Annotated in this window: 19 protein-coding genes and 6 pseudogenes; 11 read left to right on the top strand and 14 right to left on the bottom strand. The window is 68.2% G+C overall.

The window, feature by feature from the left end; genetic code table 11:
• The first annotated feature begins 285 nt into the window (after positions 1–285).
• Positions 286–1,098 (top strand): amidohydrolase family protein, encoded by an 813-nt coding sequence (locus ACWDZ6_RS21705; protein WP_451504147.1) that lies wholly within the window; start codon positions 286–288, stop codon positions 1,096–1,098.
• Between the two features lie 12 nt (positions 1,099–1,110).
• Here ACWDZ6_RS21705 and ACWDZ6_RS21700 read toward each other — a convergent pair.
• From ACWDZ6_RS21700 to ACWDZ6_RS21665, 8 genes and pseudogenes are all read right to left on the bottom strand, one after another.
• Positions 1,111–1,492: pseudogene (locus ACWDZ6_RS21700) on the bottom strand (hypothetical protein); the annotation flags it as partial.
• Between the two features lie 85 nt (positions 1,493–1,577).
• Positions 1,578–2,501: a transposase family protein gene (locus tag ACWDZ6_RS21695; protein ID WP_451504146.1), complete on the bottom strand. Its 924-nt coding sequence runs from the start codon at positions 2,499–2,501 to the stop codon at positions 1,578–1,580.
• Between the two features lie 75 nt (positions 2,502–2,576).
• Positions 2,577–3,062 (bottom strand): hypothetical protein, encoded by a 486-nt coding sequence (locus ACWDZ6_RS21690; RefSeq protein ID WP_327323311.1) that lies wholly within the window; start codon positions 3,060–3,062, stop codon positions 2,577–2,579.
• Between the two features lie 255 nt (positions 3,063–3,317).
• Entirely contained in the window at positions 3,318–3,992 is a 675-nt protein-coding gene (locus ACWDZ6_RS21685; protein WP_451504145.1) for an HAD family hydrolase, read from the bottom strand.
• Positions 3,993–4,070: 78 nt separating this feature from the next.
• A pseudogene (locus ACWDZ6_RS21680) lies at positions 4,071–5,036 on the bottom strand (LLM class F420-dependent oxidoreductase).
• 363 nt (positions 5,037–5,399) lie between these two features.
• Positions 5,400–5,727: pseudogene (locus ACWDZ6_RS21675) on the bottom strand (FAD-binding oxidoreductase); the annotation flags it as partial.
• 4 nt (positions 5,728–5,731) lie between these two features.
• A pseudogene (locus ACWDZ6_RS21670) lies at positions 5,732–5,938 on the bottom strand (carbonic anhydrase); the annotation flags it as partial.
• A gap of 210 nt (positions 5,939–6,148) precedes the next feature.
• A complete protein-coding gene (locus tag ACWDZ6_RS21665) occupies positions 6,149–6,538 on the bottom strand; it encodes an ATP-binding protein (RefSeq protein ID WP_451504169.1) in 390 nt (129 codons plus the stop codon).
• Positions 6,539–7,278: 740 nt separating this feature from the next.
• Here ACWDZ6_RS21665 and ACWDZ6_RS21660 point away from each other — a divergent pair.
• A pseudogene (locus tag ACWDZ6_RS21660) lies at positions 7,279–7,609 on the top strand (MerR family transcriptional regulator).
• 464 nt (positions 7,610–8,073) lie between these two features.
• Positions 8,074–9,276, top strand: a complete 1,203-nt coding sequence (locus tag ACWDZ6_RS21655; protein WP_451504144.1) for an IS110 family transposase — start codon at positions 8,074–8,076, stop codon at positions 9,274–9,276.
• Between the two features lie 48 nt (positions 9,277–9,324).
• Here ACWDZ6_RS21655 and ACWDZ6_RS21650 read toward each other — a convergent pair whose 3' ends face one another.
• From ACWDZ6_RS21650 to ACWDZ6_RS21640, 3 genes are all read right to left on the bottom strand, one after another.
• Entirely contained in the window at positions 9,325–9,759 is a 435-nt protein-coding gene (locus tag ACWDZ6_RS21650) for a DUF2267 domain-containing protein (protein WP_451504168.1), read from the bottom strand.
• Positions 9,760–9,871: 112 nt separating this feature from the next.
• On the bottom strand, positions 9,872–10,261 hold the full coding sequence (locus tag ACWDZ6_RS21645; RefSeq protein WP_451504143.1) for a DUF2267 domain-containing protein: 390 nt from the start codon (positions 10,259–10,261) through the stop codon (positions 9,872–9,874).
• 114 nt (positions 10,262–10,375) lie between these two features.
• Positions 10,376–10,810, bottom strand: a complete 435-nt coding sequence (locus ACWDZ6_RS21640) for an Hsp20/alpha crystallin family protein (protein ID WP_075033247.1) — start codon at positions 10,808–10,810, stop codon at positions 10,376–10,378.
• A gap of 126 nt (positions 10,811–10,936) precedes the next feature.
• Between ACWDZ6_RS21640 and ACWDZ6_RS21635 the strand changes: the two genes are divergently transcribed.
• From ACWDZ6_RS21635 to ACWDZ6_RS21625, 3 genes and pseudogenes are all read left to right on the top strand, one after another.
• On the top strand, positions 10,937–11,578 hold the full coding sequence (locus tag ACWDZ6_RS21635; RefSeq protein ID WP_451504142.1) for a type III effector protein: 642 nt from the start codon (positions 10,937–10,939) through the stop codon (positions 11,576–11,578).
• Between the two features lie 229 nt (positions 11,579–11,807).
• Positions 11,808–13,608, top strand: a pseudogene (locus ACWDZ6_RS21630) (amino acid transporter).
• A gap of 177 nt (positions 13,609–13,785) precedes the next feature.
• Positions 13,786–13,950, top strand: a complete 165-nt coding sequence (locus tag ACWDZ6_RS21625) for a hypothetical protein (RefSeq protein ID WP_451504141.1) — start codon at positions 13,786–13,788, stop codon at positions 13,948–13,950.
• A gap of 1 nt (position 13,951) precedes the next feature.
• On the opposite strand, the gene ACWDZ6_RS21620 is transcribed toward ACWDZ6_RS21625, so the two are convergent.
• From ACWDZ6_RS21620 to ACWDZ6_RS21610, 3 genes are all read right to left on the bottom strand, one after another.
• Positions 13,952–15,160 carry a glycosyltransferase gene (locus tag ACWDZ6_RS21620; RefSeq protein ID WP_451504140.1) on the bottom strand — a complete coding sequence of 403 codons (1,209 nt, stop codon included), beginning with the start codon at positions 15,158–15,160 and terminating at the stop codon, positions 13,952–13,954.
• A 296-nt stretch (positions 15,161–15,456) separates the two neighbouring features.
• Positions 15,457–15,696: a hypothetical protein gene (locus ACWDZ6_RS21615; protein ID WP_451504139.1), complete on the bottom strand. Its 240-nt coding sequence runs from the start codon at positions 15,694–15,696 to the stop codon at positions 15,457–15,459.
• Between the two features lie 179 nt (positions 15,697–15,875).
• Positions 15,876–16,364, bottom strand: a complete 489-nt coding sequence (locus ACWDZ6_RS21610) for a hypothetical protein (protein WP_451504138.1) — start codon at positions 16,362–16,364, stop codon at positions 15,876–15,878.
• A 359-nt stretch (positions 16,365–16,723) separates the two neighbouring features.
• Here ACWDZ6_RS21610 and ACWDZ6_RS21605 point away from each other — a divergent pair, with 359 nt between their 5' ends.
• From ACWDZ6_RS21605 to ACWDZ6_RS21585, 5 genes are read left to right on the top strand one after another with little or no spacing between them, the layout of a single operon-like run.
• Complete coding sequence (locus ACWDZ6_RS21605; protein ID WP_451504137.1) at positions 16,724–18,181, top strand: tyrosine-type recombinase/integrase; 1,458 nt, start codon at positions 16,724–16,726, stop codon at positions 18,179–18,181.
• A complete protein-coding gene (locus ACWDZ6_RS21600) occupies positions 18,165–20,063 on the top strand; it encodes a hypothetical protein (RefSeq protein ID WP_451504136.1) in 1,899 nt (632 codons plus the stop codon). The genes ACWDZ6_RS21605 and ACWDZ6_RS21600 overlap by 17 nt, the downstream gene beginning before the upstream one ends.
• Entirely contained in the window at positions 20,060–22,153 is a 2,094-nt protein-coding gene (locus tag ACWDZ6_RS21595; protein ID WP_451504135.1) for a hypothetical protein, read from the top strand. Before ACWDZ6_RS21600 ends, ACWDZ6_RS21595 begins: the two co-directional genes overlap by 4 nt.
• Positions 22,150–22,563 (top strand): hypothetical protein, encoded by a 414-nt coding sequence (locus ACWDZ6_RS21590; RefSeq protein ID WP_451504134.1) that lies wholly within the window; start codon positions 22,150–22,152, stop codon positions 22,561–22,563. Before ACWDZ6_RS21595 ends, ACWDZ6_RS21590 begins: the two co-directional genes overlap by 4 nt.
• A 60-nt stretch (positions 22,564–22,623) precedes the next feature.
• Positions 22,624–23,073, top strand: coding sequence for an NADPH-dependent F420 reductase (locus tag ACWDZ6_RS21585; protein WP_451504133.1), 450 nt, complete (start codon positions 22,624–22,626; stop codon positions 23,071–23,073).
• The last annotated feature ends 446 nt before the right edge of the window (positions 23,074–23,519 follow it).

Below are 23,519 nucleotides of genomic sequence, written 5' to 3'. Positions count from 1 at the left end.
ACTACGGCCGCTGGTCAGCGCTTCTCACGGCTCCCGCAACCGTGGCAGCAGCCCTCGCCATGGGCCAGCGCTTCGCTGGCCGGATGCTGGTGGCTACGACGGCCTTTGCCGCTTACTTGCAGTCGGCTCTGCCGTGGCTTGCAGGGCCTAACCAGCCGGTACCAGCACATCCCCTACTGATCGGTAGCCCGTCAGCCGGGTTCCCGCTAGATTCCGGCTAAGCAATCGCTTAGCCGCTGCAGCGGGATCTGCTCACCGCAGCGGTCGGGAGAAGGGGCCAGAACCATGCCGGTCATCGATGCGTGGATGCAGCATCCGACGTTGCGTCACTCCAACCACGAGATGTTCGAGTCCTTGCGGAGGTGGACCGGGAGCGGGCTCCTGGAGGAGGCGCTGCCGGTGGAATTGACGGTGGCCGCGCTGAAGGCAGCGGACGTGGAGATCGGTCTGTCGGCTGCCTGGTACGGGCCGCAGGGTGCGCTGATCAGCAACGATGAGGTGGCGGGGTTCGTCGCGGAGGCGGGCGGCCGGCTGCGCGGAGTGGCGGGCGCCGACCTGTCCCGGCCCGTGGAGGCGGTGCGGGAGCTGCGGCGGGGGGTTCAGGAGCTGGGGTTCGTGGCCCTGCGGGTGGTGCCGTGGCTGTGGGAGCTGCCGCCCACCGACCGGCTGTACTACCCGCTGTACGTGGCATGCGTCGAGCTCGGTATCCCCTTCTGCACCCAGGTCGGGCATACCGGCCCGCTCAAACCGTCGGAGACCGGACGGCCGATCCCCTACATCGACCAGATAGCGCTGGACTTCCCGGAGCTGACCATCGTCTGCGGGCACATCGGCTACCCGTGGACGACGGAGATGATCGCGGTCGCGGACAAGCACGAGAACGTCTACATCGACACCAGCGCCTACACCGCCCGCCGCTACCCGGCCGAACTCGTGGACTACCTGCGCGGCCGGGGCCGCCGCAAAGTCCTCTTCGGCACCAACTACCCGATGATCACCCCCGCCCAGGCCCTGAAGCACCTGGACCGGCTGGAACTCGACGAGGAAGCACGCGAGCTGTTCCTGTCCGGCAACGCCCGCCGCATCTTCGCCCTGTAGACCCAAGGGCTCAGCGCGGCGCTCTTCGAGGATGCGGCCAAGACTGAAGATAGCCGACCGCTTGCTCTCGGGCGACGCGTCGCGGCCTCGGAAGAGGGCGATGGCATGGCGAACGCCGGCGGTGGTGTCGGGTGGGCTGTCGTTGAGGGCGCGGTGCACCAGATCGCTGCGGGCGTCGTCGGTGACGGCGACTAGGTCCCCGAGGTCTTCACCCTCGACGGCCACTTCGTAGTCGATGCCGACGGCCTCGATCAGCAGCCGGTTGACTCTCCACCGGTACAGGACGCGGGCGGGCCCGTTGTGGAACTCCGAGTGGTGCCAGCCGCAACCGCTGTACTTGTGAAGCCAACGGTTACGGGGGGCGGCTGACCAGGTCGTGGAACCCCTCGATCAGGGCCCGTTCTCGACACTCCGCCCTAACGACGTTGTGCGCGATTGAGGTCGGAGCGTATTGGCCTGGCGGGTTGTCTGGTGGGTGATCACCTCTCGGCGGTGCGGTCGGAGACCAGGGCTGCCACAGCCGAGTAGCTCTCGTCGAAGTACTCGCGGCGTCCGAGGTACCGCTGGAGTGTCCGCCACTGCTTGTGTTCGGCGTTGGCGTGCTCGACGCAGATTCGTTCTGATGACTGCTGGTGGCGGGCGGCATCCCACGCTGCGAGAGTTTCGGGCGGGGCGTCCTTTTTCGGCTTCAGGGGTGGGGCCTGGACCTGGTCGGGGAACTGCCTGGCCAGGCCGCGGTAGCCAGCATCGACTTTAGCCTTGACCGCGGGGTATCGCTCGAACAAGTCGCAGATGCCCTCAGGTTTCACCGCCGTCTGGTCGTGCATCCGGCCGGGCCGGAACGCGCCGGCCCAGAGGGTGAGGCCCTGCTCGTCGGTGACGACGGTGACCTTCTTAGCGTTCTGCCGCATCTTCCCCGAGACGAACGCTCGCCGTCCTGGCCGGTTCGCCCCGGGGCGGCGCACCCGGACCTCGGTGCCATCCAACCGCAGTTCCACGCCTTCGGCCGCGGCGTAGGCGAAGACGTCCTCCAAGCTGCGAAGCCGCAGGTCTAGGTGTCCTGCAACAGCGAAGCCCCGGGCAGCCAGCAGTGGACGGATCTCATGGACGGCCCGGGTGATCATTGAGCGGTCCACGCCGTAGAGAACAGCCAGAGCTGCATGAGGAAGCTGGAACCGCAGGACGACCAGGGTGGCGATGATCCGGTCGGTGAACACCAACTGATGGTTCGGGCCGGCTCCGACTGCCCTCAGACGGCCGCGACCCCTGCGGTTGTGCAGTCGACCCTCCTCGGATGCCATCCACGCATGAACCAACTCGCCGATCAGCGCGCCGAGTCCACGGTGCTGAAGCCCGGTGAAGACGGGATGGGACAAGGCCGTGCGGCAAAAGTATTGCTTCATATGAACACCCAACCCGCACGGCCCCCTTTACGTCACAGCGCACCCGTTGCGACTGCCGCGCAACATGACGTCGATCTACTCTCCATCGCTTGCGGTTGCGGCGATGCGGGCGGCGCAGAAGGTGTCGAGCGCGCCCACGGCCGCACGGATGTGGGCCGGCCCGAGACGCGGCCGCTCTCCGGCGCACCACCAGGAGAGCTGCCCCTCCACCTCGCGCGCATGCATGCCCAGGTTGTGTTCGACGCACAGGGGCCACGCCTGCCCCAGACGCTCAGCGACGGTATCCTGCGCGGCGTCGGCGACGATCGCCAAGGCATGAGCAAGGTCTTCGGCCACCTTTGGGTACAGGTGACCGCCGTGCCACTCGCCATTGGCCAGCGCAACGTAGACATACTCCGGCTCGCCCGCCTCGTAGGAAGGCTGGGCCACCAGTTGCAGGGGCCCCTTCTCAGGAAGAGTCACTGCCAAGTCCCGGTTAAGGAGCGCAAGAGCCTCGTCCCACAAGGGGTACTCGCCCAGCGAGACGCGACGGAGCCCGGGACTATCGAAGAGAGCATGCATAGGGCCATCCTCCACTACGGACGGCCGACCCCAATCGCGCACAAGGTCGTAACCAGCCCACATCACCCGAACCGGGGGTGGCTATGCGCCGTTCGAGCGGGGTCGACAGGCCTGAGGACAGGACGCGCGAAACAACGTCGTTGCCCGCTGTCCGCATTCGATCACCACGGAGGAACGCCGACCGGGCCTGCAGGTACCCACCCCTGCGGTCCCCCGCCGAAAGCGCGCACCGCCTGTCTTCGTCGAGGCGATGCATCACGCGCGGCGCTCGTATTCCGCGAGCAGACTGGAGTCCAGGTGCGACAGAAGGTCCGCCGGGTCCTGGTAGACGGCGGCTGCTCCGGCCTGTTCGAGATCCGCACGGGGGATGCCGCCGGACAGCAGCGCCACGGCCCGTACGCCCGCCCGGGTGGCCGCCTTCATGTCCCACACCGTGTCCCCGACGAAGACGGCCTCCGCAGCGGAAGCTCCGACGAGTTCAAGCGCTTGGTGTACCGGGTCGGGTGCGGGCTTGCCGGCCTCGACGTCATCGGCCGAAGCCACGCCGTCGATGACGTCATCCGCGTCGATGGCCCGGCGCAGAGCCTTGAGCTCCGCTCCCCCCGCCGACGTGGCCAGCACGACACACCAGCTCCGACCTGCGAGCGTACGCAGCAGGTCCTGGGCTCCTTCGAGAACGGGGAGCCGGTCGAACCATGTGCCGTACAGCGTGTCATGGGCGGCTGCCAGGGCCTCGTCCTGGTCCCTGTCACGGTCTTCGCCCAGCAGGTGGGCGATGAGGTCGGTCGCGCTGAGTCCGATCGCCCGGTGGATCTGCCGCATCGCCGCGTGGTACCCCGCTTGGCGAAACGCCTCCCACCAGGCGATGACGTGGAAGTGGTTGGTGTCGGTGAGGGTGCCGTCGACGTCGAACAGAACCGCGCGTGGCATGGACGTTGCCTTTCAGAAGTGGGCTTCACGGGTGATGGCCGCCCCCGGATCGGACGAGCGGCGGCGATACGGGCCTGATCAGAGAGCCCGCAAAGCAGGCAGCAGCTGCTTTTCCGCCCAGTCGATGAAGGGCCGTTGCCGGTCACCCCCCACTTGTACGAGTGCGACCTCGGTGAATCCCGCCTCCACGTACAGTCGGACGGCGTCGACGAACGCTCCGACGTCATCCCCGCACGGGATCGTCTCAGCCACATCCTCAGGCGTGACGTACGTCGTCGCGCCTTCAAAACCGGAGGGTCCCGGCAGCTCGGCGTTGACGGGCCAACCGCCGAGGGCCCAGCGGAACTGGTCGTGGGCACGCGCCACAGCGGCGTCCCGGTCGGTGTCATAGCAGACCGGGAGCTGGCCGATCCGCGGTTTGCCCGCCCCTCCATGCCGGTCAAAGGCATCAAGCAGTTCGGCCTTCGGCTCGGTGGCGATGACCAGGTCGGCGAGTCGGCCCGCGAGTGAACAGGAACGTTCCCCGGAGACCGCGATCCCGATGGGAGGGGCTTCCTGCGGGAAGTCCCACAGTTTCGCGTTCTCCACCTCGAAATGGGTGCCCTGGTGGTTCAGCTCCCCGCCAGCGAAGAGACCTCGGATGACCTCGACGGCTTCTTCCAGCATGTCGAGGCGGATCCGGGCCGAGGGCCAGCCCCTGCCCACCACGTGCTCGTTGAGGTTCTCGCCCGACCCGAGGCCGAGACGGAAGCGGCCCCCGGAGAGCAGCTGCATCGTGGCCGCCTTCTGGGCCACTACGGCCGGGTGATAGCGAGTGGTCGGACAGGTCACGAACGTCATGAGCGGAATGTGGGAGGTCGCCTGGGCTGCCGCGCCGAGCACGCTCCACGCGTAGGGCTAGTGGCCCTGCGAGGTGAGCCAGGGGAAGTAGTGGTCCGAGGTCACGGAAAAGTCGAACCCTGCCCGCTCTGCCGCGACGACGTCGTCCACCAGGGCCCTCGGCCCCACCTGCTCCGTCATCATCGTGTAGCCGAATTGCACCATGCTTCACGGTTTACCGAAGCCTTCCCGTCCAAAACACGGCCTTCCAGGTTCACCTTCAATGAGTGCCTAATCGGTTCCGGAACGGCCCCTCGCCGCTCCGCGTATAGACGAACGACACGGATCGACTCCGAGCGGGTAGTGGAACGTGGTGCCCGCTGACGCGAGCTCCGCTCTCAAAAGGAAGATCTGTACCCGCACATGACCTCTAGAAATACCTACCTATATTGGATCGTGACGACCGCGGTCGTCGCCGTCACGCCTCGATGAACGCGACCACGGTGATCGACTTCAGAGCGGCGGCATAGAAGATCACGCGCACGCCGTCGATCTCGTCGACATAGTCGCGCAGCAGACGAGGACTCGTCATTCGACTCCCTGACCAAGCCACAGCTCTACCAGCGCGCCACAGACGCCGGAATCCCCGGCCGACCGCGAGGAACTCATCCCCGCCAGCGGCCAGCGCACCCAGCGCGGCCAGGGCCCCGCCGGTGCCTCGGCCAGGTGCAGCGCGCCCCGGCCGGTGGCGCCATCGGCGATCTGGTACGGCAGCTGAAGCCGTCGGCCAGCACCCGCCGGGGTCGGCGGCGCGTACTGCTGGCAGCACGCCCTGTTCGGCGATCGTCATCGACACGTCGTGGTGGCCGCGTTCGAAGCCGAAGTTGCCGGCCAGCCCGCAGCAGCCGGCTTCCAGGCGGTCAGGACACGGTGGGTACCGCCGCATCGAGGCCGCGAGAGGTGACGAGCTGTGCACTGCCGTCGGTCAGGCGGTAGCACAGGCCCACGACGGCGGCCTGGCCGGCGGCGACCTTCTCGGCGAGTAGCCGGGAGCGATCCAGCAGCAGGTCGACGGTGTGCCTTATGTGCTCAGTGAGGATCTCCTCAACCTGTCTGGCGGCCCGTGCTGGCGGCGGCGGTGCTGGCCGGGCCAGGCGGCGGGATATGAGGGTGATGGAGGCCCAATGGACGTGGGCACCGTGCCGAACGGGCCGAGATCAGCTGCGGGTTCGGCCTTGCTCGGCCAACGGCCTTGGGGCCAGCGGTACAGCGGTTGTCGTGAGATTGATCTTGGGGAGACCGTTTGTCACGCCGGTCGCGGCGCCGGCGCCTTGGCGCTAGCGAGTGAGAAGGGCGCTTACGGTCTTGCCGCCGGCCGCCTGGCGGGTCACTGCGGTGGCGCGGGCGAGGCGGTTGACCATGGGCCAGCCGAAGCCTCCGGTGCCGCCGTTCAGGTCGGGGGTGCGCATGCGCGGGTCCCGCGGGCTGCGGTCGTGCACGGCCACCTCGATGCTGTCGGGGTGCGCGGTCAGGTCCAGGGTGCAGGTGCCGCCGCCGTGGCGCAGGGCGTTGGTGACGAACTCCGAGACGACCAGGACCACGGTGTCCGCGGCCTGGGCTGCAATCGCCGGTACGAGACCTTCAAGGAAGTCCCGGGCGCTGTCGCGTGCGCCGGCGACGGATGTCGCGGAGCGGAGGGTTGCGACGTTGACGCTCATCGTGGCCATCATCAGGGTCACCCTGGTCTCTGGATCGTCAATGCCCGGCTGTCTGCCCGGGACTTGCCCCGGCCTGCGGCCCGTCAACCCGGCTTGCTCCCGCCCTCCATCGCTGTTCGAGGCCGATTACCTCACCGTCGAATACGCGAAAATCTATGTCGGCCAGAGTAGACATTAGGCGGTGATGTGGTTATGTTTTCTCTTGTAGCCCAGCGAGACCGCAGGGCCTGGCAGAGACGAACTGCCGGGCAGCAGTACCCGCAAGTGCAGTTCGCAGTACCCAGCAGTGAAGTCGCACCTCGGTGAAGGCGTCGGCTGCGGACGCGCGCACCGGGAGGTTCGGCAGTGGGTTCTAAGCCAGAGCAGACGCAACAGGGGCGACGGGGCTGGCTGCCGAAGAGTGGCGCTATCGCGGGCCACTGAGCAGTTCGCATCACCAGCAGTACGCAGTAGAGCGGTACGCAGTCCCCCGCTTGGTAAGCAGTTAGCACCGAGGGAAGAACGGAGGAACCCGCGCCATCAGGATCGCCCGGGCAGAGGTCTTGAGCCCGGGTACCGCAGGACATCGATAGTGAGGTGGTCTCCGGTCAAGCAACCGCGATCCCCGCACCCCCGACAGCATCTCGATCGGCTCTGCGGACACAGAAGGCCGGCGCAGTATCAGGGCCGGCAGATGGAGTAGCAGTTCCTTCGGGGCCCTGGTGCCGTACGGCACCAGTGCCCCTCCACGCGTTCCACACAGAGGTGCAATGACAGCAGACGACTCGTACAGCCGTCTCGACGACGACTACCCCGCCTACACCATGGCCGGGCCGCCGAGATGCTCGGCACCACCCAGGGCTTCCTCCGCGCCATCGGCGAAGCCCACCTCATCACCCCGCTCCGCTCCGAGGGCGGACACCGCCGCTACTCCCGCTACCACTACGCATCGCGGCCCGTGCCCGGGAACTCGTCGACCAGGGCACCCCCATCGAGGCCGCCTGCCGCATCATCATCCTCGAAGACCAGCTCGAAGAAGCCCAGCGCATCAACGCCGAACACCGCCGCGGTGTCAAGCCGCGCGGCACGGCGGACACCTGATCCGTCGCCAGTCAGAAAGCCGGCAGGGCGTATCCCTTGACCGCGCACGGCCGACGGCAGAATGACGGCCCGGCCGGCCGCAGCCCGCAGGTAGGGCTCCGACCATGTCATCGTCGGAGCCCCTTGTCAGTTCAGACCCCGCCCATACTGCCGGCCCCGCCCGTTTCTGCTGGAACCGGTCATGCGGCTCTACCTTCTTCCTGGGTCCGCCCCAGCCGTTCGTAGGGTCCTACCTTCTTGCTCGGGTTGATCAAGGCCACTTGTAGGGTCTGGAGGCCCAGAGACACCGGGTATGGCTTTCGTAGGGTCGCCCTTGATGGCTCCCCCAACCTGGCCGCCCGGTGTCTCACGACGGCCTGACCGCTGATTAGGAGCCGCGAGTACCTCGTCGTACATCGCTGAGTAGGACCACGCCGGCAAGGTCGTTTGGGACCGCAAAGCACGCTGAACGACCGGAGGATCACGTGGCCCGGATCTGGGCGGGTACCGACATCGGTAAGACGCACCACCATTGCGTGGTCCTGGACGCGGTGGGCAACCGATTGCTCTCGCGCCGCGTCGAGAACGACGAACCCGAGCTGTTGGCCCTGCTGGCCGACGTGCTCGCATTGGACGAGGACGTGGTCTGGGCGGTCGACGTCGCCGACGGCATGGCCGCCTTGCTGGTCAACCTGCTGCTCAACCTGCTGCTCAACCATGGCCAGCAGCTCGTCTACCTCCCCGGCATGGCCGTCAACCGTGCCTCGGCCGGCTATCGGGGCATGGGGAAAACCGATGCCAAGGACGCCACCGTCATCGCGGATCAGGCCCGGATGCGCCGAGACTTGACGGTCCTGCGGCCGGACGACGAGCACGCCATCGAACTGCGGGTCCTCACCGGCCGCCGGTCCGACCTGGTGGCCGACCGCACCAGGGCCCTCAACCGGCTTCGTGCCTCGCTGACCAGCATCTTCCCAGCCCTGGAGCGGGCCTTGGACCTGAGCAATCTCGGGCCGCTGGTCCTGCTGACCGGGTACCAGACGCCCGCTGCCCTTCGCCGCGTCGGCACCCGGCGGCTGACCACTTGGCTCCGCAACAGAAAGGTCCGCGGCGCCCAGGCCCTGGCCGAACCCGCCATCGACGCCGCCGACCGGCAGCACACGGCCCTGCCCGGCGAGAAGATCACCGCGCAGATGGTCCAGTCGCTGGCCAGGGAGGTGATGAGCCTCTATGAGCAGGTCGCCGAGATCAACAAGCTCATCGAGGCCCGGTTTCGCGAGCACGAACTCGCAGAAGTGATCGCCAGCATGCCCGGCATCGGCCCCGTCCTCGGCGCCGAGTTCCTCGGTGCCACTTGCGGCGACCTCAGCCGATTCGGCAGCCCGGATCGACTGGCCAGCCTGGCCGGCGTCGCCCCCGTGCCCCGCGACTCGGGCAACATCAGCGGCAACCTGCACCGGCCCCGGCGCGTCCACCGCGGCCTGCAACGTGTCTTCTACCAGTCGGCGCTTCTCAGCATCCGGCGTTGCGAGGAGTCCCGCCGCTTCTACGAGAGGAAGCGGGCGGAAGGCAAGCGCCACACCCAGGCGGTCCTTGCGCTGGCCCGGCGACGCGTGAACGTCCTGTGGGCCTTGATACGTGACCGACAGTGCTACCAACGGACGCTCCCTGTCACAGCTGCGGCTTGACAAACGGCATTAGGAGGTTGTGGCACCCAGGGGAGCTGGGTGTGGCTTTCATGCGGCCTGGCTGAGTTCCGCGCGGCCGAACAGCAGGGCGTATCCGGACGGGAGCTGGGCGAGGATGCGGTTCAGGAGGCCGGGGCCGGCCAGGTGGCCGACGACGGCGAGGACGGCTCCGGTGTCCCAGCGCGCGGTGGCAGGGGTGCCGCCTGTGCGGGTGGCCAGGTCCTTGACGAAAGCCCAGCCGGTGAGCTGTTGACGGTCGGGGATCTGCCTGGTGAATTCGAGGGCGGCCTCGACGGGGAGGCAGGCGGCGAGTTCGACGCGTTCGTCGCCGGTGAGCCGACGGCCCAGGGCCGCCAGCACCGCACGCGTGACGTCCTCCGCCCGCTCCCGGGTGGGATACGCACCTTCGTAGCGGATCCTTTCCACCATCTGGTGAAACGTCATGCCGGGCCGGGCAGGGGCCGGTTCACGCAGCGGAAGCATCGCAGTGTGGTTGCCTTTCTCGTCCAAGGGAATGTTGTCGCCGGCGGGGGGCCGGCCGGGTGAGCGTTGGCCGGCCCCGCTGATGGTGTGAGCGGGTCACGCTCTTGTGGGCTCAGGTGTGCTGGGGGCGGCCGAAGAAGAGGTCGTAGCCCGGGGGGAGCTGGAGCAGGATGCGGCGGGTGAGTTCCTCGCCCGCCGCATCGGCGGTCACGCTCAGCACGGCGCTGACGTCCCAGGCCGCAGTCTTTTCGCTGGCTCCCTCGATCCATGCCGCAGCCGCCCGCAAAAATCGCTCCGGAGCGAGCGGCTCGGTGGCCTGCAGCGGATTAAGCAGAATCACGGCGAAGGTGTCCGGGAGCCGGGCGGCCAGCTCGGCCCGGACCTCCCCCACCAGATGTGCGCCCAGCAGCGCCAGAACCGTACGCGCAGCCCGCTCGGCTTCCTGGGGTGTGGCGTACTCGCCGCGTTCCTGCACGTGATCGAGGAATGCTTCCCATCGCATGGCCACCACTGCCCCTTCTGCATCGTGGTGCGAAGGACGGAGTGCGGAGGACGGGAAGAGAGGGGGAGATCGATGCCCGTCCTCCGCCGTCGTCGCGGTCGAGAAAGTGGTTCCTCAGCCGCTGATCTGCTTGTGCTCGGACTCCCCGCCGATCGCGATCTTGCGGGGCTTGGCGCGCTCGGCGATCGGGATGCGCAGGGTCAGCACCCCTGCCTCGTAGTCGGCCGTGATGCGCTCGGTGTCCAGGGTGTCGGCCAGCACCAGCTGGCGGGAGAAGACGCCCAGGGGGCGTTCGGAGAGCTCCATCTGCACGTCGTCGGCCTTTACGACCGGGCGGCGCTCGGCCTTGACGGTGAGCATGTTCCGCTCGACATCGATGTCGATCGCGTCCTTCGCGACACCGGGCAGGTCGAGGGCGATCACGTACTCCTCACCCTCCCGGTAGGCATCCATCGGCATCGCCGAGGGCCTGGACCAGGTGCCGGTCACACCCGTCAGCTGCTGAGCGAGCCGGTCGAGTTCACGGAACGGGTCAGTGCGCATCAACATCGCGAAAACACCTCCACAGGTCTGGCAGGAACTGCCAATGCGCTTCGTCTGACACCGTTGTAACATGTCATCCAAACGATGACAAGCGATATGTCGTCCAAAGGGTGACATGCTGAGAGGATCTCCATGAACGCTTCCTCCGAGCCCCGTGACCCCACCTCGTTCTTCGCCGCTGCGGCAGCGCTGAACACGATCGACGAAGCCGTCCGCACCGCCCAGACCGGAACGCACCCGGAGGACGGACAAGCCAGTGCGGACCAGGCCCTGGCCGCGCTCCTCCTCTTGCGCGAACTGCGCGACCAACTCGCAGGATGGGAACCCGGACTGATCGAGGCAGCCCGGGCAGCAGGCTCCAGCTGGGCGGACCTCGCCCACCCCCTGGGCGTCGCCAGCCGCCAAGCCGCAGAGCGGCGCTACCTGCGCGTACGACCCGGAGCCCCCGGCACCACCGGCGAACAACGCGTACAAGCCACCCGCAGCCGCCGCGCAGCCGACCGCACCATCACCTCCTGGGCCCGGACCAACGCCGCCGACCTGCGACAGCTCGCCGGCCAGATCACCACCCTCACCGACCTCCCCGCCCACGCCCACACCCCCCTGGCCCGTCTCGCCGAAGCCCTCGCCGACAACGACGCCGCCAACCTCATCGACCCACTCGCCGACACCCACACACACCTCAAGGCCAACCACCCCGACCTCGCAGCCCGCATCGACACCATCACCCACAACGCCGACCGGCTCCGCCAAGCCGACAGCGACCACCCCTGAACCACCACCTGACATCCCGCACCGACGCGCACCCCACAAGAACCACTCGCCGCGCTGACCAGCCACGCTTTCGCCGAAAACCTCCGCTCCGCTTGAGGATCGGGCAGACCCGACCCTGGATTCGGGTGGCGTTGCGGCGGGCCGCATACTCGCTGATCGTTACGGTGCTGTCAGAGCGGTGTCTCGTGGGACGGGGGCGCCGGGCAGGTGGGAAGGGGAGAGGACGGATATGGCGAATGCGGAACCGGCCGTGCCGGAAGTGGTGGACAGCCCGGCTCTGCGGACGGAGCCGGCCAGCAAGCTGGCACGGTGGTTGCTGCGGCACCAGGTGCAGCCGGTGGGCCCGGCGGCCGGCGAAGCACACGCTGAGCCGCACGCCTGGTGGAAGGTGATGTGCCTGACCGGCGTCGACTACTTCTCGAGCCTCGCCTACGTGCCGGCGATCGCTGCCCTCGCCGCGGGCGCGGTCTCGCCCCTGGCGACTCTGCTGATCGTCGCGTTGACCTTGCTGGGGATGCTTCCCATGTACCGGCGGGTGGCCAAGGAGAGTCCGCACGGAGCCGGTTCGGTGGCGATGCTCGAGGACCTGCTGCCGTTTTGGCGGGGCAAGCTTTTCGTGCTGGTGCTGCTTGGTTTCGTGGCCACGTCGTGGATCATCACGATCACCCTGTCCACGGCGGACGCCTCCGTGCACGTGGTGGAGAACCCGTTCTTCCCCGAAGCCCTGCATGGCCATGAGGTCGCCCTCACCGTAGCGCTGCTGCTGGTGCTCGGGGGTGTCTTCCTGCTGGGGTTCAGCGAAGCGGTCAGTGTGGCCATCCCGCTGGTGGCCGTCTTCCTGGCCCTCAACGCGGTGGTCATCGCGCTCGGTCTGTTCGACGTGTTCACCACGCCGGGAGCGTTGTCGGGGTGGACCGACGCGCTCACCGCGTCCGGTGGGGGCTTCGGAGATCTGCTGGGGCCGGCGCTTCTCGCGTTTCCGCTGCTGGTGCTGGGTCTGTCCGGTTTCGAGACCGGGGTCAGCATGATGCCGCTGGTCGCCGCCGAGGGTGCAGACAGCGAACAGCGCCTGCGGTCGCGGATCCGGAACACCCGCAGGCTGCTGACCACGGCGGCGCTCATCATGAGCGTTTACCTCATGTCCGCAAGCTTCGTCACCACGGTCCTCATCCCCGAGAAGGAGTTCGAACCCGGTGGCGCGGCCAACGGCCGTGCCCTGGCCTGGCTGGCCCACGAACACGTCGGGGAGGGGTTCGGCACCGTCTACGACATCAGCACCATCCTCATCCTGTGGTTCGCCGGCGCATCGGCGATGGCGGGCCTGGTAAACATCGTCCCCAGGTACCTGCCCGACTACGGCATGGCCCCGGAATGGGGACGCGCAGTACGCCCGGTCGTACTCGTCTACACCGCCGTGTCCATCGGCATCACCATCGCGTTCGACGCCGACGTCGACGCCCAGGCAGGCGCCTACGCCACCGGCATCCTGGCCATGATGGTCTCCGGCGCCTTCGCCGTCACCATCTCGGTCGCACGCCAGCGCCGAGGCACAGCGGCCACGGGCTTCGGCCTGCTCACTGCGGTCCTGCTCTACGCGTTGCTGGCCAACGTCATCGACAAGCCCGACGGCATCGCCATCTCCGGCGTGTTCATCGCCGGCATCATCGTCGTATCGCTGATCTCCCGGGTGTCGCGCACGACCGAACTGCGCGCTGACCGCATCGTCTTCGACGCGGCCGCCCGGCAGTTCATCACCGACACCCTCGCCCATGACAACGCTATCAACATCATCGCCAACCGGCGTCAGGCCGGCGACGGCGCCGAGTACAGCGAAAAGGAGCACGAGCAGCGCGGCACCAACCCGGTGCCCGGGCCCGCCGACGTGATGTTTCTGGAGATCGACGTGGTAGATCCACATGTTCCGCTATTTCCTGCTCGGCCGCGGCGACACCGCTCCGGTCACTCGCGAGATCATTCGCAGCCACGAACCCGACCCCCACCGACGCCCCGGTATCCACGTCGGCGGCTGAGCGGCGGGGCACATTTCAGCGGAACAGCAATCGAGGCGTAGCTGCACTTGCCATCAGCGCAGAGACGGATGCGCCGAGGCGCCGCCGGGCGAGACGACGGCAGTGACAGTGCGGCGGGGAGGCGGCGCCCCTCGTCCTGTTACGGCGGTCACATCCTTGGGGCGTAGGCTGCTCGCTGTGGCACCCAGCCATGATCGCAGTCTGCGACGCTGCCTCGTCGGTCTCACGCTGCTGGCAGCCCTGGTCGTTGCAGGGGCACTGGTGGACTCGCTGTGGCTGATCGGAATCGGGGCCTGGGTTCTGATCGGCGCGTTCCTTACCGAACTGACCTACCGGCCATAATTTAATACGTCTCGATCAGTCGGCGGGCTGCGGTCAGTGCACAGTCGGTGCGCACCCGGCCGGCCAAGTCATGGGCGGTCTTGACCACCTGGGGGTCGAGGGCTCGGCGCAGCGCTGCGGTGAGGGAGTGGGCCGTCGGGTCGCCGGCCGGGTGGGCGCTGCCGATTCCGAGCTGGTCGACGCGGCGGGCGAAGTAGAACTGATCGAACATCTGCGGGACGATCACTTGTGGCGCACTGGCTGCGGCGGCCGTGGTGGTGGTGCCTGCCCCGCCGTGGTGCACGACCGCGGCGACCCGCTGGAACAACGCCTGCTGGTTCACCTCTCCGATCGCCAGGCAGTCGGGCGCGGCTTCGTCGAGGGACAGCTCGGCCCAGCCGCGGGCGAGGATTGCGCGGTGGCCGAGTGCGCGGGCGGTTGCGATCATCGTCCGGGCGATGCCCTCGGGTGCGCGTACGCTGCCGAATCCGAAGTAGATAGGTGGCTCGCCGGCGTCGAGGAACTGTTCCAGCTCGGGCGACAGTGGCCGACGATCCGTCAGTGTCCACGCGCCGGTCTGGAACACGTCCAGCTCCGATGGCTCGGGCCACGGTGCCAGGGTCGGATCGGCGGCCAGCCACGGACTGTCGGTGAAGATGTGACGGCTCACATCGCTGACCGGGGCGAGGCCGGCCGTCCGGTGCTGTGCGTTGAGTGCCGCGCTCCACAGGACGTTCCACCGTTGTGCATCCTGGGCCCACAGGGTCTGGTTGTCGACCGTGCTTTCCGCCGGCTTTTGTCCCAGCAGTCCGAACACGGGCGGCGCGTGGTACGGCGAGGGCAGCGTGATCGGTGCGAACGCGGCGTAAACGTAACCGATGCCTCGCTGCTCGGCCACTGAGTGGGCGGCGATCGCCAGAGCGCCGCCTCCCACGATCACGTCGCATCCTTCGGCGGCTGAACCCACCGCCGCGAACTGATCCGCAACCGTGCTCTCGATCATCTGTCGCCGCTGCTCGGGCGTGGGCACGGCCCCCGTCGGCCGCTTCGCAGTGGCGTGCAGCTCCGGGCCGACCGGAACATAGGTGACCCCCTGCGACTCGGCCCAGTCCTGGAAATCAGGAGGCGCACACACCACGGCCTCCTGCCCCAACTCCTTCAGCCGTACGGCCAGAGCGATCACTGGCTGGGCCTCTCCGCGTGAGCCGATCGTGGACAACAGCACCCGCATGTTCACTCCCGTTCTCGTGCCGCGCCTCGGCACGAGGAGCATCTTCGCCCGATAGGGGGGCCTTGCGGCAAGATCCCCTATGCGATATACGGTTAAGCGGGAGAGGGAAGCGGGATGGCCTGGGGCCCGAACCCGAACGGCGATGTCGACTACAGCGAGCGGATCCATTCGCCCACGGCTAAAGCCGAGCGGCCTGTCTCCGCCGCGCCACCACCGGCGACCGCGCACCGCACGAATTTTCCTTGACACCGTGGAAACGGTGATCGGTGCTGCACGCCGCGTCCATCAGGTCCATTTCACATCGCCAGCTTGGGCTGCTGCGCGCCCGGTTGGACCGGAGCCGAAAGACCGGGCGAGCGGACCGCGGCCCACGGGCCTGTCGTCGGCTTCGCTCCGGTGGCCGGCTCGATGGTGAGCGGCTCGCTGCCGTCCGAGGGGATCACTGTGCGGCGGGTGGTGTCGGTCCGCTCGCCGGGCAGCCACTTGGTGACGATGCCCGTGCACGTCTCGCGGGTCTCGGGGTGCTGCCATGTCACCCAGCTGCCGGGCGAGCAGGCGCCGGTGGCGGGCTTCGGCGCGGTTGCAGTTGCGGTGGTCCCGCCGCCAGGCCTGGCGCACCTTCTCCGGGATGTCACTGGATGCCTTGACGGTCCCGGAGACACGCAGCCCCCGTGGTTCATCACCAACACCACCGCCGCCCGCACCGGCAGGCTCCTCACCGAGTTCGCCGCACACCCACGATGGCAGGCACTGCCCGCCCTTTCGCCGCCGCCCTTCGCGGCTGATCCGCCTTCTGCCATAGCAAGGGGGATGCGCCCCACCATGCCTCCGCCAGGCGCACCAGTACCGGACGAACCCAACGGGCAAGTGGGGTATTCAGGCACAATGCCCTCGGGTTCGTCGCGAGAGTGCTCCAGGAATCTGCGAACCCGTCGGGTTCGGTTGCTCGCGATCCGATCGTGGCGTTGATCCCGTGCAGGGCGAGGGCGCGCAGCCTCACGAGCTGGGCCAGTTGGCGGGCGTCGCGGTCGAAGTAGCGCAGCGAGCCACTGACATCGCAGTCGGCCTCATTGGGCGGGAGGGCTTGGGTATGCGGGCTGATTCCCTCCAGCTGCTCGATCAGGCGCCCGTAGAGCTCCGGGTCGGAACCGTCGCTGAAGTGGAAGTGGATGTGGAGGATGTGCCGCTCCGTCACGAGGCTCACCCCGCGCTTCCTGGATTCACCAGACGCCTCAGAGTGTCTCGGTCGTGAATGGCGCCAGGGATGCCCTGGGTGTTGGGTTGCACGGTCAGCCTGGGGCGTAGCGCGGTCCAGCAGGAGGTACGCGGCAATATGTCCACGGCGGCCTCCTGACTGTCTTGGTTGTTCTCTGGCAACCCCCGTCCCACTCTCACCATAGACCTTTTTCGAATATGTGTGCGAGTCGCTCGGTTTTGTCAGCTGCCCTCCGGCCGTTCTCCTTCGGGTGATGTTGAGAGCCGAGACTCGCCGCTGCCGTGCTGGTCAGGCAGGGTGGCTGACTGGTTTCTCGATCCCGTGAGGTCGTCGTCTCTGGGGGCTTGGTGCAGTTGTTCTTCACGGACCGCCGGAAGGTCTGGAAGGTGGGGGCCGTTGCCGGCGTTCGCCCTGCTGAGCTGCGCGAGCTGTTCGAACGGAGAAGGGTTCCGGCAGGTACGCCGATCCTTCTGGACGACGCGATGCGCCCGGTAGAGCCGCTGTCGAGCTGGTTCCGGGTGATCGGCCAGCAGGGCCTGGACGCGAAGACGATGCGGGCGTACGCCTACACCGTCTTGATGCTGCTCAACTTCCTTACGGCACGCGGCCTGGACTTGCGGATGGCGACCGAGAACGACGTGCTGGAGTTCCGGCGGTGGCGGCGGGAGGACGCCGAGGAGACGGTCGGCGAGGCCACCTGGGATCGGGATGCCGCCGCGATCGGCGGGCTCTTCGACTACCTGGCCCAGGTCGGTTACGTGAGCGGGCGGCCCTGGCGGGCGACGGGACGCGGGGAGTCCCTGGGCAGCGGGGTGAGCCGGGATCCGCGGGTCCGGCACATGGAACTTGACCAGTACCTGTTCTTCCGGGACGTCGGGTTCGGCGGCCTGGAGCCGGGCGGCGGCCTGGACTTGGCCTTCCGAGGATGGCGGCCCCACCGCAACCGCTCGGCGTTGGAACTGGCGCTGATGACGGGGATGCGGATCCAAGAGTGGTCGACCCTGCTGCTGCCCGAGCTCGGCCTGGCCGGCGGCCCCCGGCCCGCGGTCGCCGACGTCGACCTGGCGGCTTGCGCAAAGTACGGACGGCCGCGGTCGGTCTACGTGCCCAGGGACGCGATGGAACTGCTGGAGGCCTATCTGCTGCTGGAGCGGCCGGGGATCGTGGCGACAGCTCAGCGCACGTTGTGGCGCCAGGTGCGCGATTTGTTCGTGGTCCAACGGATCGAGGGGGACGGGACCCGGGTCCGCGGGGTCCTGGAGGGCATCATGGTCACCCGGGTGATCAAGGACATGAAGCCGGGCCTGCGGCGGATCACCGTGCTGGAGACGGGCGGCGGCCTGGACCCGCTGGCGCTGTTCATCGGCCAGGGCGGCCGGATGCTCACCGGCTCGGGCTGGGACCGCATCCGCTGGCGGGCGTGGAAGCGGATGAAGCAGTGGAGCGTGCACGAGGCGGCCCCGGTACTGCCCCGGCGCTGCTGGGTCTTCCACGACACGCGGCACACGTTCGCGCTGCGACTGCTGATCTTCCTGACCCGCGAGGCTCTCGGTGACATCGGTGCTGAGCAGACGCCGATGGCGACGCTGCTGGAGCACATGGCCGGCAACCCCTTGCTGGTCGTCCAGCGCCGACTCGGCCATGCCCATCCCTCCACGACCTACCGCTACATCCAGTACCTGAAGGACCCGATGCGGGAGGTCGACGCCGCTTTCCGCCGCTGGAGCGCGGCGGGCGGCGCCTCCTACGTGACCGTCGCCCGCCGCCTGATGAACCTGGAGGGTGCCGGTGCCCCGCAGGGGTGAGTACAAGGGCGGGTTTCCCGCCCGCACGCCTCGGCCGGCGAAGGACACGCGTATCGGGCTGCGGCAGGTGACCGGGCTCGATCCGCAAGACCGCCCGGTGACGGTCGTCTTCGACCCCGCAGTTCACACCTGCGCCGGGCTGGCCGGCGAGCTCGCGGACGAGTGGGTCGAGCTCGCGGCCTCGACGGGCTTCCGGGAGGGATCGTGCCGCACGTACCGGCACGCCATCAACAGGTTCTGCACCCACGTCGACGCGACGGTCGCAGCGGCACAAGACGCCTCGCTGGCCCGGGAGATGCCGGACCTGCACCACGCGGTGACAGAGTGGATCAGGCTGCTGCCAGCCGGCTACCCGGCGGGATCGCGGCGCCCGTACGAGCTCGCAGGGCGGCTGAGGATGCTCATTGCACGCCGGATCGCGCACCCGGACCGGCCGGTCGCCGGACACCTCGACGGCTGGGTGCGGGGCGCCGTCGGTCTGCGGCGCGGCCGGGGCGAGGAGGTCGACGAGTTCACCCGGGCTGACAAGAAGAAGCTCATCCAGGCCGCCTGGACGGACCGGCTCGCCACCGAGGCAAGGATCAGAACCGGATGGGCGCTCGCGGCCGCAGGCTGCGATCCCGCCCGCGGCGGCTGGACGGAGCCGCGCAATCTGCTGTGGGCGCTGGCGAACAACGCGGGGACCTGCGAGGACTTGTCCCGCCATCTGCCCGCACTGCCACAGTGGCCGCCCGCGCTGCGCGAACTCGTCCCGCTCGACGTGCTGCCGCATCTGGCCCGCGGATACCTGCTGCGCCGCCTGGTGGGGATGCTGTTCCCCACGGACATGGATCTGCACAGCTACCGGATCTTGCTGATGGCAGCCACCGGCAGGGCCTCCGAGGAAGTCGTCGCGCTCGACGAGGACGACCTGGAGTACGGCCCCCGGAGTGTGCTGATCGACTTCACGAAACGCCGTGCCCGCACCGTGCAGCGCCGCTCCTACGGCGCGGACCCGGACGAGGACCAACGTGACCTGCACCCGGCAGCGCCACGGCTGGATGCCGTTGAGCTCACCCGCCGGATGCTGCAGCTGGCCCGCCCGTTGGCTGAGCGAGCCGGTATCACCCCGGTCCCGCTGTTCCTGCGCGGGTCCGTCGACCACTACGCGCTGACCATCCGGCGGTTCGTCGGAAGGGGCAGCGGCGCGGGGCTGGCGGACTGGCTGAGAGTGAAGAAGGTGCCGGTCCAGGGTCCGGCCGACATCCGCCGGCTGCGCAAATCGGGGAAGGTCGAGAAAGCCATCGCGTTCAAGGGCCGCATCAGCGACATCGCCGATGACCACACCGCCGAGACCTTCCGCACCCACTACGCCCACGGCACGACCCTGCGTGTCATCTCAGGCCGTGTCATCACCGCTGCCCAGCGGCACTGGCTCGACAAGGCCCTGAACGGCCCGGTCGCGCTCAGCGACGAGGCCGAGCAGGCGCTGGTGGAATCGGGCGCCGCCGAGGCTCTTGGCCTCTCCGCCGAGGACGTCGAGCAACTGCGTTCCGGTGAGCTGGACATGGGCGTTTCCAGTTGCCGTGACCCGTTCGCCTCCCCGTTCGGCCGCCCCGGCCAACTGTGCCCGGTCGCCCCGACGCGATGCCTGGAGTGCCGAAACGCCTTTGTCCTGCCCTCCAACCTCCCTCAACTGCTGCTGTTCGCCGCCCATCTCGAACAGCTCCAGCACCGCCTGTCCCCGGCGCACTTCCACGCTCTGTGGGGGCAGAGCCGCGCCAACGTCCTCGAGGTCCTCGGCCTGCGCACGAGCGACGAGATCGCCCGCGCCCGTCGGCGCATTGCCGACGAGGGGCTGACCCTCAACCTTCCGCTCGCCACCCAGGTGGAGTTCGAATGACCGGCCGCCAGCACCCCCTTGCGCCGCGGTCGAGCGTCTTCGCCGATGACGAGCCCGTCCTGCAGTCCCTGCTGCTGCTGGCTGGCGCGTCATCGCCCGCCTTCGGCGAGAGCATCTGCTGGGACTTCAACGGTGTCCTGCGCCGCCCGGCGAGCCACCTGACCGGCCAGTGGAGGCTGCCGTTCACCGACCTCAGCCCGGGCCAGAACCTCCTCGCCCGGGAACTGGCGGTGATCGAGTTCAACCCGCGCCATCCCGCCGTCCTCGCCGCGGGCGTGCACCTTCCGCCGACCCCGCGGAAGGTCCCCACCCAGCCGGCCCGCGGCCAGGTCCTGCGTGCGCTTGCCGCGTTCGGCGCCGCCGAGGACCTGCCCGACGACTTCGCCCAGTGGGCGGTCGAGGACTTCCACCGCTACATCACCGAGCGCCGCCGTACCACCGACGACACCGCTGTCCGCGCCCACATCACGGTAATCAAACTGCTGCACCAGTTCGCCCCTGTGCTCACCACGGGCCTGCCTGCGGACCCCTGGCCCGGTCAGACCGGCGCGAAGGTCCTGGGCCTGGTGCGGGAGTCGACGCTGCGCACCGCGGTGGTCGAGCCCGGGACGTGGTTCCCGCTCATCCGCGCGGCCTGGACGTACGTCGACGTCTTTGGCCCCGACATCCTGCGCGCCCGCGCCCACTGGAAGAACCTCCAGACCACAAGACGCAATCGGGGTGCCGCACAGCAGCGGCGCCGGCTCGACGCGTGGCTTGCCGACCCTGTCAGCCGGGTCCCCGTCTGGCATCCTGACGACCCGCTGCGGCACACGCGCGCCACGCCCGTGAACTGGGCGCTGCTGACCGCCATGCTTGGCCTCGCCGAGCCGTCAAATCTCTTCGCCCCCGGCACGGCGGCGGGCCGCCTGGCCCGATCCCGCGTGGCCGAGATGGTCGCCGCCGGCCGCACGCAGCCCGGGCTCCTGCCCGACCTGACCGAGGTCGAACGCCCCGACGGCACCCGCGGCCCCTGGCGCCACTCGCTGCACCCGCCCGCCCTGTGGATCGAGTACACCGCGCTGCGCAACGCGGCGTTCGTGCTGGTGGTGGGGCTGTCGATGATGCGCAACATCGAGGCCCGCGACATCCTCAAGGACTCGGTCGTCGAGTACTACGGCAGCCCTGCCGTGAAGGCGACCAAGCACAAGCTGGACCCGGACCTGCCGATCCGGCACTGGTGGATCATCGAGCCGGTGGCCAAGGCGATCGCCACGGCGGCCGAGCTGTCGATCGATGACGAGTACGCCTTCGCGTCCGTGCAGGCCAAGTCGCCCATCAACCACTTTGACAGCGGCGACGCAATCACCAGCTTCGTCAGGCACGCCAACAACAACCGGCACGTCACCGGGCTTTCGCAGATCCCCGAGCAGAAGCTGGCCCCGCACATGTTCCGCCGCACCATGGCGATGCTCACCAGGGAGTTTCCCGGCTCGGAGATCGCCGTCGGGATGCAGCTCAAGCACGTCGCCACCCGGGCGCTCGCGAACACCACCACCCAGGGCTACACCGCGCCTTCGCCCACCTGGGCCCAACACTTGAGGACCGCCATCAGCGAGCGCCGCTTCGAGCGGCTGGCCGAGCTCTTCGCCGCCGACAGCTGCGGCGAGCCGATCGGCTACGGACCGGGCGCCGACCACCTGCGCGAGACCTTCGCCGCCATCCGAGCCAAGGCCGCCGAGATGAAAGCGACCAACCAGGCACAGCGCGGCGACCTCCGAGTCGAACTCGACCTCCTGCGCCGCACGCGACTGTCCGTCCGCTTCGGCAAGCTCAACCACTGCACCATGGACGACGCCAACCCAGTCGGCGCCAAATGCCTGGAGGACGCGATCGTCCCCCAAGGCCACCAAGGCCCGCTCATCGACCGCTGCCAGCCCTCCCGCTGCGCGAACAGCGTCATCGCCCCCGCTCACCTGCCCATTTGGACCGCGGAACGAGCCTCACTCACCGACCTGCTCGCCACCCGAAAGCTCCCGCCCAACCGCCGGGCACTGCTCACCGAACAGCTCCACGACGTCGACCGCGTGATCCGAAGGGCCACCCGATGACCCCTCCGACGGTGTCCGCCAAGATAGAGCAGGCCCTGCACGAGGCGATGGAGCGACTGTTCACCGGTCAGCCCACCCGCACCGACGGCAAGCTGACCAAGAACAACCTCTGGCGAGAGGCCGGCGTCAGCCGAGCCACGATGAACCGTGCGACCGCCGTCCTCGCAGAGTGGGACAACCGCGTCGGCCGAAGCCCCGCCAGCCTGCGCGATCAACATCAGCAGGAGGAGATCACCCGCCTCCGCCGACAACTGAGGGACAACCGACAACAGCGCCAACGACTTCAGCAGCAGGTTGACGCCGCAGCGACCGTCATCGCCACCCTCCTCGCCGAGAACGTCGCCCTCGGCGAGCAACTCACCAAGCGCTCTGGCGTCGTCGTCCCACTGTCTCTCGCCCGTCGAGAGTGAGCCGACTTGAGGGACGGGACAGATGGGCGTCAACATGCGGCCGCTGGCGACCTGGTCGTTGTGGCGATCCCGTTCCGCAATGTGCTGCAGATTCCGGTGCAACCCCTGGCCAGCAAGATCGTCATCGACGCGAACAACTACTTCGCTCCACGTGATGGACAGGTCCCCGCCAATGACAACGGGGATACCGCGGCAAGCGAAATGCTTGCCGCACACCTCACCGGCACACGCGTCGTCAAGGCCTTCAACGCCATCATGGCCGCCCATATCGTCGAGCACGCCCGCCCGTCAGGCGCACCTCACCGACGTGCCATATCGATCGCTGGCGATGACGACCAAGCGAAGCGAGCCGTCACCGAATTCATCGACCAGATCGGCTTCGACGTTGTCGACAGACCCACAGACTCCCCGAAGGTGTCCCGCCACACCTCGAGCGCGACCGTGGCCTCTACAGCCGCCGCGCGTTTCCTCAATTTGACAAGCTATCGATTCGAGGGAACCTGGGGATGAAGGCGGAAGGAGTCGCCTCGCCTTCCAGTTTGAAAGCGGCTGAGGAGCGCTCGGCGGGCTGGCAATTGATCTTTCCCCATCGCAATCTTCACGGGCTACCTTCAGGAGTGTGGCTGAGGTCAGCTGCAAGCCTCCAGAGTGGCATTCATTGCATTGTCGCTTACGCCGCTCCTGGAAGCTGGAGACGCAGAGCATCACCGGTTAAGTCTGGCTCTTACCCTGCGCCAACGTACCGTGGTTGTGGTGAATTGGCGTGCCGTACCAAGGAGATGCCTGATGACCGAGGGATCCGCAGCGTCAGGATCGGCAGCGTCTGAGATTGAAGCTCTGCGAGCATCCGCTGACGCCCCTGACGCGAGGGCAGTGCAGATTGCCGGCCTGCTGTCCTCACTCTCCACAACACTCACCGTCAACCATCACCTCGCCGACGCGACAGCTGCAGAGCA

This window comes from Streptomyces sp. NPDC002926, assembly GCF_053591755.1.
The sequence above is the reverse complement of the archived record's forward strand: the minus strand, read 5'-3'. Positions and strand labels throughout refer to the sequence as shown.